This window comes from Gammaproteobacteria bacterium (assembly GCA_029862005.1).
In the GTDB taxonomy this organism is placed as follows: Bacteria; Pseudomonadota; Gammaproteobacteria.
On record JAOTYD010000005.1, the window covers coordinates 64,237 to 78,204 of the forward strand.

At 53.3% G+C, this 13,968-nt stretch carries 18 protein-coding genes; all 18 read right to left on the minus strand.

The features are described 5' to 3' along the window. Positions 1 to 40: 40 nt before the first annotated feature. The 18 genes from OES20_05185 to trkA all read right to left on the minus strand — a co-directional run bounded on the left by OES20_05185 (position 41) and on the right by trkA (position 13,962). Positions 41 to 700, minus strand: a complete 660-nt coding sequence (locus tag OES20_05185; protein ID MDH3634081.1) for a Crp/Fnr family transcriptional regulator — start codon at positions 698 to 700, stop codon at positions 41 to 43. A gap of 70 nt (positions 701 to 770) precedes the next feature. Continuing rightward, positions 771 to 2,312, minus strand: a complete 1,542-nt coding sequence (gpmI, locus tag OES20_05190; protein MDH3634082.1) for a 2,3-bisphosphoglycerate-independent phosphoglycerate mutase — start codon at positions 2,310 to 2,312, stop codon at positions 771 to 773. A gap of 98 nt (positions 2,313 to 2,410) precedes the next feature. After that, the gene (locus tag OES20_05195; GenBank protein ID MDH3634083.1) at positions 2,411 to 2,677 is read right to left on the minus strand and encodes a hypothetical protein; all 267 of its coding nucleotides are present in this window, start codon (positions 2,675 to 2,677) and stop codon (positions 2,411 to 2,413) included. 109 nt (positions 2,678 to 2,786) lie between these two features. Continuing rightward, a complete protein-coding gene (locus OES20_05200; GenBank protein ID MDH3634084.1) occupies positions 2,787 to 3,326 on the minus strand; it encodes a hypothetical protein in 540 nt (179 codons plus the stop codon). Between the two features lie 122 nt (positions 3,327 to 3,448). Next, positions 3,449 to 4,333: a twin-arginine translocase subunit TatC gene (gene tatC, locus OES20_05205; GenBank protein MDH3634085.1), complete on the minus strand. Its 885-nt coding sequence runs from the start codon at positions 4,331 to 4,333 to the stop codon at positions 3,449 to 3,451. Further along, positions 4,330 to 4,749, minus strand: a complete 420-nt coding sequence (gene tatB, locus OES20_05210) for a Sec-independent protein translocase protein TatB (protein MDH3634086.1) — start codon at positions 4,747 to 4,749, stop codon at positions 4,330 to 4,332. Before tatB ends, tatC begins: the two co-directional genes overlap by 4 nt. Before the next feature lie 52 nt (positions 4,750 to 4,801). Then, entirely contained in the window at positions 4,802 to 5,020 is a 219-nt protein-coding gene (gene tatA, locus OES20_05215; protein MDH3634087.1) for a twin-arginine translocase TatA/TatE family subunit, read from the minus strand. A gap of 8 nt (positions 5,021 to 5,028) precedes the next feature. After that, entirely contained in the window at positions 5,029 to 5,355 is a 327-nt protein-coding gene (locus tag OES20_05220) for a phosphoribosyl-ATP diphosphatase (protein ID MDH3634088.1), read from the minus strand. Next, positions 5,352 to 5,735 (minus strand): phosphoribosyl-AMP cyclohydrolase, encoded by a 384-nt coding sequence (gene hisI, locus OES20_05225; GenBank protein ID MDH3634089.1) that lies wholly within the window; start codon positions 5,733 to 5,735, stop codon positions 5,352 to 5,354. The genes OES20_05220 and hisI overlap by 4 nt, the downstream gene beginning before the upstream one ends. Then, complete coding sequence (gene hisF / locus OES20_05230) at positions 5,728 to 6,504, minus strand: imidazole glycerol phosphate synthase subunit HisF (protein MDH3634090.1); 777 nt, start codon at positions 6,502 to 6,504, stop codon at positions 5,728 to 5,730. The genes hisI and hisF overlap by 8 nt, the downstream gene beginning before the upstream one ends. 15 nt (positions 6,505 to 6,519) lie before the next feature. Next, complete coding sequence (gene hisA, locus OES20_05235; GenBank protein ID MDH3634091.1) at positions 6,520 to 7,251, minus strand: 1-(5-phosphoribosyl)-5-[(5-phosphoribosylamino)methylideneamino]imidazole-4-carboxamide isomerase; 732 nt, start codon at positions 7,249 to 7,251, stop codon at positions 6,520 to 6,522. After that, positions 7,248 to 7,895: an imidazole glycerol phosphate synthase subunit HisH gene (hisH, locus tag OES20_05240; protein MDH3634092.1), complete on the minus strand. Its 648-nt coding sequence runs from the start codon at positions 7,893 to 7,895 to the stop codon at positions 7,248 to 7,250. The genes hisA and hisH overlap by 4 nt, the downstream gene beginning before the upstream one ends. Before the next feature lie 3 nt (positions 7,896 to 7,898). Continuing rightward, a complete protein-coding gene (gene hisB, locus OES20_05245) occupies positions 7,899 to 8,492 on the minus strand; it encodes an imidazoleglycerol-phosphate dehydratase HisB (protein MDH3634093.1) in 594 nt (197 codons plus the stop codon). A gap of 92 nt (positions 8,493 to 8,584) precedes the next feature. Further along, positions 8,585 to 9,019, minus strand: coding sequence for a D-aminoacyl-tRNA deacylase (gene dtd, locus OES20_05250; protein MDH3634094.1), 435 nt, complete (start codon positions 9,017 to 9,019; stop codon positions 8,585 to 8,587). After that, a complete protein-coding gene (gene pip / locus OES20_05255; GenBank protein ID MDH3634095.1) occupies positions 9,016 to 9,960 on the minus strand; it encodes a prolyl aminopeptidase in 945 nt (314 codons plus the stop codon). The genes dtd and pip overlap by 4 nt, the downstream gene beginning before the upstream one ends. A gap of 329 nt (positions 9,961 to 10,289) precedes the next feature. After that, complete coding sequence (gene ttcA, locus OES20_05260; GenBank protein ID MDH3634096.1) at positions 10,290 to 11,111, minus strand: tRNA 2-thiocytidine(32) synthetase TtcA; 822 nt, start codon at positions 11,109 to 11,111, stop codon at positions 10,290 to 10,292. A 3-nt stretch (positions 11,112 to 11,114) separates the two neighbouring features. Next, positions 11,115 to 12,566, minus strand: coding sequence for a TrkH family potassium uptake protein (locus OES20_05265; GenBank protein ID MDH3634097.1), 1,452 nt, complete (start codon positions 12,564 to 12,566; stop codon positions 11,115 to 11,117). Positions 12,567 to 12,585: 19 nt separating this feature from the next. Next, positions 12,586 to 13,962 carry a Trk system potassium transporter TrkA gene (gene trkA / locus OES20_05270; protein ID MDH3634098.1) on the minus strand — a complete coding sequence of 459 codons (1,377 nt, stop codon included), beginning with the start codon at positions 13,960 to 13,962 and terminating at the stop codon, positions 12,586 to 12,588. Between the last annotated feature and the right edge of the window lie 6 nt (positions 13,963 to 13,968).

The following is a 13,968-nucleotide window of genomic DNA, read 5'->3' on the forward strand; positions in this document are numbered from 1 at the left end:
GGTGAAAATGGCGCTATGTTATCACTATTTTGGCGAAGCTTTACCAGCCAGGGGGGAGTTTCTTCTCGATTGTGATATGTTTACCTTCTATCGAGATGTAACCACCGGTTTTCAGTTCTTTGAGGATGCGATGCACCATTTCGCGGGTGGCACCAACCCGGCTGGCGATGTCTTGCTGGGTCAGTTTTTCGGTGACCAGCTTTTCACCCACTTCGTCGGCGTGCTTGTAAAGCACCCGGACCACGCGGTTGTAAACGTCCTCGAGCGCAAGGCTACTGACTTCTTCGGTCAGATCCTGGATCCGATGGATCAGTAAATCAATAATCTGCATGCTCACGGTGGGCTTTTTCAGCAGTGTATCCATGAAAATCTGGCGCGAGATAATGCCGAAGGTAGAGTCCTCGGTGGTGATGATACTGGCCTGTCGCGGGATTCCTCCCAGGGGTGCCAGTTCCCCGAAAGCCTCGCGTTCGCCCAGTGTATTGATGATGATTTCCTTACCCTTGTCATTGTGCAGGAACACGTCAACCTTGCCCTGCAGGATGACATAAAACGAATCGGTTTCGTCACCCTGGCTGACAATCACGGTATTCTTCGGAAACTGGCGAATAACGGTTTGCGAAGCGACACTTTCAATGTCTTCCTCGCTCATACCTCGAAACAGCGTAATTTCTTCGAGTGTTTCGTTTAGGGTTGCCATAATTATTATTTAATCGCGCACTGGTTGGGCGACAATCATTACTAAATTTTCGTTGCTAATCAAGGTTATTCTACAGGTTGTCGCTGATGACGGACCGACCAGTCATCGCCGGGGGCTGTGGAATACCCATTAACTGCAGTACGGTCGGGGCGATTGCCGAAAGATCGCCGCCCGGGAGCAGCGCCTGCACATCGTGGTCAATGACCAGGCAAGGCACCGGATGATTGGAGTGCTGGGTATGTGGTTTGCCTGAATCCGGGTCCACCATTTCATCACAGTTGCCATGATCAGCAGTCAGTACGACAGCGTAATTACTCGCAATCGCGGCCTCGAGCACACGGCCCACTTCACGATCCAGGGCCTCAACGGCCTTGATGATGGCCTCGCGGACCGCCGTATGTCCTACCATGTCACCGTTGGCAAAGTTGACCACGATAAAGTCGTAACCCTCGGTCTGCATCGCCTCGATTACGCTATCGGCCACTTCAGCCGCACTCATTTCGGGTTGCAGATCATAGGTGGCAACCCTCGGTGACGGGATTAAACTGCGCTCCTCGCCGGGATAGGGCGCTTCGCGACCGCCGTTAAAGAAAAACGTGACATGCGCGTATTTTTCGGTTTCAGCACAATGCAGTTGCGTTAAACCCGCATCACTGATGACACTACCCAGCGTGGTCTCGGGCCACATCGGTGTAAACGCGATCGGCGACTCTAGCCGTGAGTCGTAGTGCGTCATACAGGTAACCGTGATCGGGTGGTAGTTCTCGCCACGCTCAAACGCATCAAACTGCTCGAACGCGAAGGCTGCGCAGATCTGGCGTACGCGATCGTTGCGAAAATTAAAGAAAATCATTTCGTCATCGGCCTGCAGGGTTTGCATTCCAGGCAAATGCGCCGGTCGGATAAACTCGTCATTGTCACCCATATCATAGCTTTGCTGGATCGCGGCATGTGCCGACTCCGCGGCAATGCCATTGCCGTGCACGATGTTATTCCAGGCAAGTTCGACTCGATCCCAGCGTTGGTCGCGATCCATCGCGTAGTAACGCCCTGACACGGTACCGATGTGGCCTCCGCAAGCCTGAAGTAATTCCTCGAGTTGGGGTAGGTAAGACAATGCTGCCTGGGGCGCGGTGTCGCGCCCGTCGGTAATCATGTGTACTTGCGGCACAACCTCGTGCTGGTGACATAAACGAATCAGCGCAGAAAGATGGTCGATATGGCTATGTACACCGCCATCCGAAACCAGGCCGACGAGATGCAGCGGTCTGTCGGCAGACTTTGAGGATCGCACCGCGCCCAGCAAGGCTGCATTTTCGTAAAAACTGCCGTCCTCGATCGCGTCATCAATGCGCACCAGGTCCTGCTTGACGATAGTGCCACTGCCAATGGTCATGTGGCCAACTTCCGAATTGCCCATCTGACCCTCGGGTAAGCCCACACCGCGTCCCGAAGCTTCCAGTTCAGTCATCGGATAGCTGGCAAAGTAATGATCGAAATTTGGCGTCATGGCCTGAATAATCGCATTATGAGCAGGATCCGGATTAATTCCGAAACCATCGAGGATGCACAACAGAGTTGGACGGCGCAGCGTCCCGGGCCTGGATGTCATTGAGATAATCGAAACTACGGTCTGGGTAGCAGTGAATCATACCGTAAAACCCTATCCGGGTTAACAATCCTGCCATCAGATTTTTAAACCTTTATACCTTATACCTTGATATCGATGATTGTTCCAAGCGCCTGGCTGGAAGCCTCGAGCGACCTGGCATTGGCGCGCACGGCACGCACGATTTCGCCCTGCTCGACCAGCGCACGATCACGTGAACCGGGGGCAAAAGCATCGCTGCTCTGTTGCTGGGCAACCTGTGCAACATTTTGATCCAGCCGCTCAAGCTGCTCGCGAATACCCTCGACCGCGCTGCGGTTGGCATCGGGGATAGTAGTTTGAGGTCTGGCTGATTCCGTTATATTCATAATCGCGCTATCCGCTGATAAACAGGATAAGTCTAGCTAAATTGCCTGTTTTCGCCCGGATAACGCCGGGACCAGGGACTAACGGAGTAAATACCGCGATAAACGGTAGCTAGTAAATCGAAAATGATTCAGCTTCCGCCGTTAACTGTCTTTTGTAGTTGGCCCTTTCAGCAAGCAAGGCCGACATGCTAACGGGATTGATGTAGCTGAGCCGGGTCTTGTTGTGTTGCCAGTCACTGCTGAGTTCGATTTCGATTCCATCGCGTTGCCAGCGATACTTGCGGTCCGAAATAAATCTTCCGGCTTGCGTTTTGGCGGCACCATATTTGGCAGTTAATTTGGATAGTATCGGTGCTGGATTCAGACTTTCGAACTCGTATTCGGCAAAGGCGAAACGTTGATCCTGCTTGACAAAACCCAGATAAAGCCGGGTTGATCCCGCTAACGCGCTCGAACTGTCATAAACGTCAAACCAGTTGTCCTTGCCGCCTTCCCGTATCAATCGCGCGCCGGCAGTTTTTACCGCGATGCGCAATTCGGTGCTGTTGGTGGATTTAAGATTAACACCGAACAGCTCCAGCGCGACCACGGGCCGAATCGAGCCGCCGATCAGGCCAATCAGGAACACTATCTTGAAAACAGCTTGCATACCCGATGTTATCGGGCAGATTCAGAATTTATTAAATGGGGAATGACGTAACCGTGGCCCGAGACGTCAACCGCTGAGAGACCTGTGTTATCGAGGTCAATCTCCGGTTTGGCTGACCCGCATCAGGTTTTGTCAATCCGGGCCTCGTCGGCTTCGGCCTGTTCGAGTTCCGCTTCCATCTCTTCATCGGTCAAAGGCTGGTGGTCCGGAACGACGCCGTTTTCGCTCTCCGAACCCTCGTCGTCGTCTTCATATTCCTCGTCGAACAAGCGATCCTTGAAAATTATCTTCGATGCAATCAATCCCCCTTCGAACAATAACCAGACAGGCAGCGCCAACAGCACTTGTGAAATCACGTCTGGCGGGGTTAACAGCATGCCGAGAATAAATGCGCCGACGATTATAAACGGACGCTTTTCAGCCAGCTTCTTGGGAGTCGTAAAACCGATAGCGACAAGGATTATGGTTGCAATCGGCACCTCGAAGGCAAGCCCGAAGCCAAAGAACAGCGCTAACACGAAATCCAGGTAGCGCCCTATATCGGTCGATATATTGACCATCTCGGGACCAACGCTGGTAAAAAACGCGAATACCAGTGGAAAAACGACGAAATAGGCAAACGACACGCCGGCGTAAAACAGCAGAATGCTCGACACCAGCAGCGGCATGGCAATGCGTTTTTCATTGGCGTAGAGCCCGGGCGCCACAAATGCCCAGCACTGGTAGAGAATAACCGGCATCGCCAGGAATACCGACAGCATTAATACCAGCTTGAACGGTGTCAGGAAAGGCGAGGCAACATCAATCGCGATCATGTTGGCACCTTCCGGCAAATGACGCGTCAAGGGCTCCGCCAGGTAAACATAGATGTCATTAGCCCAGTAGAAAAGACCCAGGAAGATCACGAGTATTGCGACCACCATGCGTACCACGCGATCACGCAACTCGACCAGATGCGACATCAGGCTGCCGCTTGCGCTGGGTTCCGGGTTATCTTCTTCGGTCACGATTTAGCTTTACCGCCCCGATCAGTCGAAACTGGCTCCGCTACGGCACTTGGATCAGGTTTATCAATTTCGGGAGCACTGCCTTGCTCGTCGCTGGCACCGATTTCATCAAGATCTTGCACCAGTGATTCACCGGCATCGCTGACCGCGTTGACTTCCTTTTCGAAGGCCTTACCGGCGACATTCATGGAATCCTTTATGGTATCCAGTTCGCGCTGCTGGTCGGCGAGAATCTGGCGTAGTTCATCGGCGCGCAATTCCTGTTCGACATCTGCCTTGACACTGGTCATGAATCGCTTCAAGCGGCCGAAATATTTTCCCGCGGTACGCGCCACTCCCGGTAAACGTTCGGGACCAATGACGATAAGCGCGACGATACCGATCAGCATCATCTCGGTGAAGCCCATGTCAAACATATTATTTTTTATCCGAAACTCGGCCAGGAAGAAATCCGTTCAACCGTCTGGTTTAAACCTTGTCTTCTTCTTTCACCTTACCTTCGATAATCTGGCTCTCGGATTCCGCCTCGTCCTTACCGGCTTCCTCTTCTTTAACCGATTTCTTGAAACTCCTGATTGCGCCACCCAGATCTCCGCCAACGTTGCGCAGTTTCTTGGTGCCAAACAACAGGATCACAATCGCCAGGATTAATAACAGCGACCAGATACTAATTCCACCAAATCCCATCTTTCACCTCATTTACTTTGTTCGCGTGCGGCTTTTTCATCGATTCCCGAGACACCAAAGCGACGCTCCAGTTCTTCGAGTACCAGTCTTGCATCCAGATTCTGTTGTGCCAGCATCACCATGCAGTGGAACCAAAGGTCCGCGGTTTCATGAACAATTTGCTGTTCATTGCCTGATTTCGCGGCAATGATTGTTTCAGCCGACTCTTCACCAATTTTTTTCAGTATGGAATCGAGACCTTGATGATACAAACCCGCCACGTAGGACGATTTAGGATCAGCGTCTTTTCTCGATGCCAGTACTGCCATCAGGCGCAGGAGTATATCATCACTCATCGATAAATCTCGTCGGGATTTTTGATAATTTCTTCATCGATTTCCCATTCTCCATCCTTTAAAACACGAAAGAAACAGCGCCTCCGGCCCGTATGACAGGCGATTCCGCCGATCTGTTCGACCTGCAGTAACACCACATCGGCGTCGCAGTCGACACGAATTTCCCGCAACTGCTGGACGTGACCCGACGATTCACCCTTAAACCAGAGCTTTTGGCGAGACCTGGACCAGTATACTGCACGACCCTGTTCGCTGCTCAGTTGCAGGGCTTCGCGATTCATCCAGGCCATCATTAATACTTCACCCGACTGGTAATCCTGTGCAATCGCCGGTACCAGGCCATCACTATTCCACTTAAGCTGTTCAAGCCAGTCAGTCATCACGCACCTCGATTCCCCGGTCACGCATAAACGCCTTGGCTTCGCTGATACGGTACTCGCCAAAATGGAAAATACTCGCCGCGAGCACCGCATCGGCTTTACCCACGAGAATACCGTCCGCCAGGTGCTGTAAATTGCCGACGCCGCCCGATGCAATTACCGGAACCCGCACCGCTTCCGAGACTTGCCGATTAAGCTCGTTATCAAAACCGGCCCTGGTACCGTCACGATCCATGCTGGTCAAAAGAATTTCACCGGCACCGTACGCATCCATTTTTTGCACCCATTCGAGTACATCGATACCCGTCGGCTTGCGGCCACCGTGTGTGAATATTTCCCAGCGATCAGCCTCGTCGTCCGCGTTTACCCGCTTTGCATCAACCGCAACCACGATACACTGGGAACCGAACTTGTCCGCCGCATTGGCAACAAATTCGGGATTGAATACTGCCGCGGTATTAATACTGACCTTATCGGCTCCGACATTAAGCATGCGCCTGATATCGGCTAACTCACGAATCCCGCCGCCCACCGTTAACGGAATGAACACCTCGCGCGCCACGTCCTCGACCACGTGCACCATGGTCTCACGATCGTCAGAACTTGCGGTAATATCGAGAAAAGTCAGCTCGTCAGCACCCTCGAGGTTATAGCGTCGAGCGTTTTCAACCGGATCTCCGGCATCGCGTATTTCGACGAATCTGATTCCCTTGACGACACGGCCATTGTCGACGTCAAGACAGGGGATGATACGTTTTGCTAGCGACATTGAAACGGGATCAGGCTAGTTCTGATCGATATAAGCCTGAGCTTCGGGAAGGATGATAGTACGCTCGTACAGGGCGCGACCGATAATAACTCCCTCGATGCCCGAATCCTTGACCGCATTGAGCTGGATTATGCACTCCATGTCGGTAACACCGCCCGAGGCGATGACCGGAACGCTGATCGATTCAGCGAGTTGCCTCGTGGCTTCAACATTAACGCCCTGCATCATGCCATCACGGCTTATGTCGGTATAAACAATTGCTGCTACGCCCTGGTCCTCGAAGCGGAGCGCCATTTCCTGCGCGCTGTGATCCGATCCCTCGGCCCAGCCGTGTACGGCCACCATTCCATCCCTGGCATCGAGACCAATGATGACATTGCCCGGAAATTCGGCACATAACTGGGTGATGAACTCGGGTCGTTTTACCGCCATGGTACCGATAATCACATAACTGACCCCGGCTTCGAGATACGATTCGACAGTTTCTATGCTGCGGATGCCGCCACCAATCTGGATCGGCATGTCCGGAAACGAAGAACAGATTTCCTGGATAACGTCGGCGTTGGCAGGTGCGCCCTCGAATGCGCCATCAAGGTCAACCAGGTGCAGCCTGTTGCAGCCCTGTTCCACCCACTTGCCGGCCATCGACACGGGATCGTCAGAAAACACGGTGCTTTCATCCATGTTGCCCTGGCGCAGTCGAACGCAGTGACCTTCTTTTAAATCGATTGCCGGAATCAAAATCATGGCTGACCGTTCCAATTTACAAAGTTTCGCAATAACTGCAGGCCCGAATCCGAACTTTTTTCGGGATGGCATTGCATGGCAAATAAATTATCTCGTGCAATGGCGCTGGTAAAGCTGAAGCCGTATTCGGTAACACCTGCCGCCAGGTCCGGCACCTCGGCATCGAGATAATAACTATGCACGAAATAAAACCTGCTGCCATCAGCTATCGAATGCCAAAGGGGATGCGATTGGATTTGCGTCACGCGATTCCAGCCCATGTGTGGAATCTTTAGTTTAACGCCGCTTTGGTCCTTATGGCCATCACCAAAATACTTTACCTGCCCCTCGAAAAACCCGAGACATGCCGTGCCCTGGTTTTCTTCGCTGCGATCGACGAGCACCTGCATACCCATGCAGATACCGAGAAAAGGTTGTTCCGCTGCGGCGATCAGGATCGCTTCACGCAAGCCGTAATCGTCGATTGCCCGCATGCAGTCACCCGCCGCGCCCTGGCCCGGAAACACGACGCGATCGGCATCGAGTACCTGCTGCGCCGTGGATGTCAGTATCACCTGGTCCTTCCCGTCCGTAACGACTTCCAGCGCGTTAACGACCGACCGGAGATTTCCCATGCCGTAATCGACCACGGCAATCGTTTGCATGAGCTAAAGCGATCCCTTGGTCGAAGGAATCGCACCCTGCATGCGTTCATCAGCGGAAACGGCAAAGCGCAGTGCGCGACCGAATGCCTTGAAGATCGTCTCCGCAATGTGGTGCGCGTTTTGACCAAAAAGATTATCGATGTGCAGGGTTGCAGGAGCGTGATTGACGAAACCCTGAAAGAATTCGTGAATCAGGTCAACATCGAACCCGCCGATGCGGGGGCGGGAGAAATCAACCCGATACTCGATACCCGGACGGCCCGAAAAATCGATAACAACCCGCGACAGGGCTTCGTCCAGCGGCACGTAGGCATGACCGTAACGCATGATCCCCTGCTTTTCCCCCAGCGCCTCTTTGAACGCCTGACCCAGCGTAATACCAATATCTTCAACCGTATGATGATCGTCGATATGGAGATCTCCCTTGGCGGTGATCGCCAGGTCGAACGAGCCGTGCCGGGCTACCTGCTCCAGCATGTGCTCGAGAAACGGAATCCCGGTATCGAAACTCGATTTTCCACTACCATCGAGGTTAAGCACAACATTGATCTCGGTTTCCAGTGTGTTGCGGCTGACTTTTGCACTACGATCTGACATCTATAACCCAATCAGGCAGGTTTCGAGAGGCGCTGATAATAATCGACATCGTGGTTAAATTCGACCCTTAATCGGTGGTTGCAGCCATTGAATCACTCCAGGATGAAAGTTACCGGGCCATCGTTAACCAGGTGGACCTGCATATCGGCACCAAATCGGCCGCAGGCAACCCGGTCATAGGCGGCACGCGCATAGTCGACCATGAAATCGAATATCCGGTTGCCATGCTGCGGGCTCGCGGCAGAGGTGAAACTTGGTCGTCGCCCCTTGCGGGTGTTTGCTGCCAACGTGAACTGTGGCACCAGCAACAGCCCACCTTCGATATCGATCAGCGATCGGTTCATTTTACCCTCGGCATCGGCGAAGATCCGGTAATTGAGCAGGCGATCAATGAAGCTTTGGGCAGTAGGCTCATCATCCTCGGCTTGCACCCCGACAAATATCAATATTCCCCGTTCGATTTGCGCAATCGTCTCCCCGCCAACACCAACCCGCGCCTCGCTAACGCGCTGCAATAGTGTAATCAACCCAGAATTTCCAGCATCGCATTGCAGCTATCGACCAGGGCATTCGATATACCATGCTCGGTTACCGCATGACCGGCATCATTGATGATCTTGAGCCGGGCTTCCTCCCAGTTTTGCTTCAACAGCAGGGCCTGATCAATGGGACACACCATGTCGTATCTTCCATGCACGATATAACCGGGAATATGGCTAATCCTGTCCATGTCTTCGATCAACTGGCCAGGTCGCAGGAAACAATTGTTACAAAAGTAATGGCATTCGATGCGAGCGATGCTGAGCGCGATATGCGGATCGCTGAAATGGTCGATGACATTTTTGTCGGGCAGCAAGGTTACCGATGAACCCTCCCAGATCGACCAGGCCTTGGCGGCACCCATGCGGACAATTTCATTATTGCTGGTTAGCCGCTGGTAGTAGGCAGTGATGATATCGTCTCGCTCCTGCGGCGGTATCGGTTCAATAAAGTGTTCCCAGGCCTCCGGAAAAATACGCGCCGCCCGACCGTTAAAGAACCAGTCAATATCCTCGTCGCGACCCAGGAATATTCCGCGTAATATCAATCCCAACACCGGTTCCGGATGGGTCTGGGCATAGGCCAAAGCAAGCGTGGATCCCCACGACCCGCCGAACACAACCCAGCGATCAATTTCCAGGAATTTGCGAATTTTCTCGAGATCGGCGACGAGGTCCCAGGTGGTATTATCCTCGAGACTTGCATGGGGCCTCGATTTTCCGCTACCGCGCTGGTCAAAAAGTATGATGCGATAGGCCTCGGGATTGAAGAAACGCCGATGCCCGGGCTCGCAGGAGCCGCCTGGGCCGCCGTGCAAAAAAATGACCGGCACACCGTTGGGATTACCACTTTCTTCGATATATAAGGTATGCAGGTCGGTTACCGGGAAACGCCAGGTCTTGGTTGGTTGTATGGCGGGAAATAACATGCGCGTGGCAAATCTCCGGTCGGTTTTTGTAGGATTAAACCTACATGAATGAGAGGTCGAAGCTGACAACTGCACAGCATGGCTGCGATATCTGCCCCACGCCTGTCGTGACAATATACTATCACGACACAGGACCTGGTCGACAGGCACGGAAGACAGCCACGGCAGGCAGATGCAACAACACGAACACCGCTAAAATTAAACTGGATTCTCTCTCCTCGAGATAACCTGGGCCTGGTCAAAACGTGGCCGGGTCTTTTTTTTGACTTCTCGCGGGATCGCTATTGAGAGCGCGATTATCCGATGCCCACGCGAGCGCGGGGACGTCTTCAATCAGTACCAGGTGCCAGCTGATGGAAGTCAAACAGTTCGCGATCGAGCAGATGCGATGCAGTTACCTTGCCGAGCGAGTTGACGATATTGTCGACGCGACCGGGGTAAACCTCATCCCATTGCTGCAGCATTCGTTTGACCGCCTGGCGCTGCGACCCGGGTTGAGAGCCACACAGGTTACACGGAATAATCGGAAAATCCCGCAGCGCAGCGTACTGTTTTATCAGCGCCTCGCGCACGTAAGCCAGTGGCCGTATTACGATGTGACGCTGGTCATCACTCCTGAGCTTGGCCGGCATCGCTTTTAGCCTGCTGTTAAAGAACATGTTCAGAAACAGCGTTTCGACAATGTCGTCCGCATGATGACCCAATGCTATCTTCGTGGCTCCAAACTCGGCCGCCGCGTTATAAAGAACACCCCGGCGCAATCTTGAACACAGCGAACAAGTCGTTTTGCCCACAGGTACCAGGCGCTTCACGAGGCTGTAGGTATCCTCCTCGACTATCCTGAATTCGACCCCCAGCGAAGCCAGGTAATCCGGTAAAACCTGTTCGGGAAAACCGGGTTGCTTTTGATCCAGGTTGACCGCTACCAGTTCAAAATCGATCGGCGCCGCCTTTTGCAGCGCAAGTAACATATCGAGCAAGCTGTAGCTGTCAGCACCGCCCGACAGGCAAACCATTATTCGGTCGCCTGCTTCAATCATATTAAAATCACAAATGGCACGTCCGACCTTGCTGCGAATTTTTCGCTCAAGCTTACCCAGGCCAGGATGCTCCAGTGCGCTGGTGTCTACTTCTCTGCTAGTCTGGCTCATCACTTACTTGCGCCAGAATGAAGGTGTAAACAAAACCAGCAAGGTGAAAATTTCCAGCCGACCCAGCAGCATCGCCATGCACAGTATCCACTTAGCGGGATCATTAATAGAAGCGAAATTCCTGCCTACATCGCCAAGCCCCGGGCCGAGATTATTTAGGCAGGCTGCTACCGCTGAAAACGCCGTTTCCTGGTCCAGGCCGGTCGCCATCAGCAGCAGGATCATCAGTGCCGAGATCGCGAAATAGGCTGCGAAAAAACCCCACACAGCTTCGATGACGTTTTCCGGCATCGACTTTTTCCCAATCTTGACCGCTATTTGCGCATTTGGATGTACCAGTCGCCGCAACTCGCGAACTCCCTGCTTGACCAGCAGCAGGATACGAATCACCTTGATGCCACCCCCGGTAGATCCCGAACATCCCCCGATGAAACTCACGTAGAGCAGTAGAACCGGCAGGAATCCCGGCCAGCTGTAGTACTCGGCGGTGGTAAAACCGGTCGTGGTGCCGATTGATACAACCTGGAATAATCCCTCGATGATCGATTCGGTAGTCGAATCGAAAGTGTGCTTCAGTTGCAGGTAGCCAATTGTAATCACGCTGACAATAAACAGCACCAGGATGTAGGTGCGAAACTCTGCATCGCGTTGGTACGGCTTCAGCGAACGATGTCGGAAGGCAGTAAAGTGGATCGCAAAATTAATTCCCGAAAGCAGCATGAAAACGATCGCGATGAACTGGATCGCGGTGCTGTCGAAGTATCCGATACTGGCATCATGGGTGGAGAATCCACCGATCGCCACGGTCGAAAAGGAATGTGACATTGCATCAAAAAATGACATCCCTGCCATCCAGTAAGCCAGGCAACAGGCCACGGTCAGTCCCAGATAGATATACCACAAGGCTTTCGCGGTCTCGGTGATGCGCGGTGTCAGCTTGGTATCTTTCACCGGGCCCGGGGTTTCAGCACGAAACAGCTGCATGCCCCCGACGCCAAGCATCGGTAACACCGCCACCGCGAGTACGATAATCCCCATACCGCCAAGCCATTGCAGTTCCTGTCGATAAAGCAATAGCGAGTGAGGCAAATCATCGATGCCGACAATGACTGTGGCTCCAGTCGTGGTAATCCCGGAAATCGATTCGAACACCGCGTCGGTAATTGAAATATCGTAGATCCCGGACAGGTAGATTGGCAGTCCACCGGCGACACCCAACACCGTCCAGAACAGCACCACCACCAGAAATCCATCGCGCAAACGCAGCTCTCTCCGATGCTGACTCACCGGCAGGTAAAACAGGAACCCGGTAACCAGGGTCAGGGCGAATGCTTCTACGAAGGGCAACACCGCACCATCCTTGTAAATCAGGCCGGTAACGATTGGCGGTAGCAGCGTACTGCTGAATACCATCATCAGCAGGCCAAGAATGCGTTGTATTACGAGGAGCTGCATTTAAATAATGGTTCAGTTCCTAGAAATAGGTGATTCCGACCTGGAACAGTTTTTCGACCGCGGCGATCTTCTTTTTGTCGGTCAGAAACAGTATTACGTGGTCTTCGGATTCGATCACGGTATCGTGATGGGCAATAATGACATCATCACCACGCACGATTGCGCTGATACGTGTGCCCTTGGGTAGCTTGATATCTTCGATCGCGCGACCGACCACCCGCGATGATGACTTGTCACCATGCGCAATCGCCTCGATCGCCTCGGCCGAGCCACGCCGCAGGGCATGTACCGCGACCACGTCACCCCGCCTGATATGGGCAAGCAGTGCGCCGATGGTCACCTGGTGCGGCGAAATCGCAATATCGATCAGGCCGCTTTCGACCAGGTCGACATAGGCGGGTCGGTTAATCAGCGACATGACTCTTTTTGCGCCCATGCGCTTGGCCAGCATCGACGACAAAATATTGGCTTCGTCGTCATTGGTGAGGGCGCAGAAAACATCCATGGACTCGATATTTTCTTCGCGTAACAAATCCGGATTGGCGGCATCACCCAGGAGCACGATGGATGAATCCAGGACTGCCGCTAACTCACGCGCGCGCGCCGGGAACATCTCGATTACCTTGACCTGGTAATCCTTTTCCATCATCGCTGCAAGTTGCCCACCGATATTGCCCCCGCCGGCCAGCATGATGCGCTTGTTGGGTTTTTCCAGCCGGCGTATTTCCGATATAACGGTCGGGATGTGTTCACGCGCGGCGAGCAGAAACACCTCGTCTCCAACCTCGATCACGCATTCGGCAGATGGCTGGATCGACTCGCCTCCACGAAATATGGCCGCTACCCGCATATCGATTCCGGGCACGACTTCATTCATGGTCTTAAGCTCACGCCCGACCATCAGACCGTCATGATAAGCCTTAACTGCCACCAGCTGTGCTCTACCCTCCGCGAAATCAAGCACCTGCAGCGCACTGGGGTGCTGGATCAAGTGGTAAATATAATCGGTGACCAGCGACTCCGGGCTGATCATGAAATCGACCGGGATCGAGTCTTCGGCAAATAAACCGGGTCGGCGCAGGTATTCGGGTGAGCGAATGCGCGCAATCTTGGTTGGCGTATGGAAAATGGAGGACGCCACCTGGCAGGCGATCATGTTGATTTCATCACTGTTTGTCAGGGCGATCAACATATCGGCATCGTCGGCACCGGCGTCCTCGAGCAAACCGGGGTATGACCCGTTGCCACAAATGGTGCGAATATCAAGCCGGTCCTGCAGGTCAGAGAGAATTTGCTGGTTCGTATCGACGACGGTAATTTCATTGCTTTCTTCCTTGGCCAGCTCAGTTGCTACCGTCGAGCCTACCTGCCCGGCGCCTAAGATGATTATATTCATAGTTTG

Bases quoted from the DNA above. Each gene is read 5' to 3' on its own strand.
- hisI (MDH3634089.1), bottom strand. From the start codon at position 5,735: ATGACTGACTGGCTTGAACAGCTTAAGTGGAATAGTGATGGCCTGGTA.
- tatB (MDH3634086.1), bottom strand. From the start codon at position 4,749: ATGTTTGACATGGGCTTCACCGAGATGATGCTGATCGGTATCGTCGCG.
- trkA (MDH3634098.1), bottom strand. From the start codon at position 13,962: ATGAATATAATCATCTTAGGCGCCGGGCAGGTAGGCTCGACGGTAGCA.
- ttcA (MDH3634096.1), bottom strand. From the start codon at position 11,111: ATGAGCCAGACTAGCAGAGAAGTAGACACCAGCGCACTGGAGCATCCT.
- hisA (MDH3634091.1), bottom strand. From the start codon at position 7,251: ATGATTTTGATTCCGGCAATCGATTTAAAAGAAGGTCACTGCGTTCGA.
- OES20_05195 (MDH3634083.1), bottom strand. From the start codon at position 2,677: ATGAATATAACGGAATCAGCCAGACCTCAAACTACTATCCCCGATGCC.
- pip (MDH3634095.1), bottom strand. From the start codon at position 9,960: ATGTTATTTCCCGCCATACAACCAACCAAGACCTGGCGTTTCCCGGTA.
- tatA (MDH3634087.1), bottom strand. From the start codon at position 5,020: ATGGGATTTGGTGGAATTAGTATCTGGTCGCTGTTATTAATCCTGGCG.
- OES20_05265 (MDH3634097.1), bottom strand. From the start codon at position 12,566: ATGCAGCTCCTCGTAATACAACGCATTCTTGGCCTGCTGATGATGGTA.
- OES20_05200 (MDH3634084.1), bottom strand. From the start codon at position 3,326: ATGCAAGCTGTTTTCAAGATAGTGTTCCTGATTGGCCTGATCGGCGGC.
- OES20_05185 (MDH3634081.1), bottom strand. From the start codon at position 700: ATGGCAACCCTAAACGAAACACTCGAAGAAATTACGCTGTTTCGAGGT.
- OES20_05220 (MDH3634088.1), bottom strand. From the start codon at position 5,355: ATGAGTGATGATATACTCCTGCGCCTGATGGCAGTACTGGCATCGAGA.
- hisF (MDH3634090.1), bottom strand. From the start codon at position 6,504: ATGTCGCTAGCAAAACGTATCATCCCCTGTCTTGACGTCGACAATGGC.
- hisH (MDH3634092.1), bottom strand. From the start codon at position 7,895: ATGCAAACGATTGCCGTGGTCGATTACGGCATGGGAAATCTCCGGTCG.
- hisB (MDH3634093.1), bottom strand. From the start codon at position 8,492: ATGTCAGATCGTAGTGCAAAAGTCAGCCGCAACACACTGGAAACCGAG.
- gpmI (MDH3634082.1), bottom strand. From the start codon at position 2,312: ATGACATCCAGGCCCGGGACGCTGCGCCGTCCAACTCTGTTGTGCATC.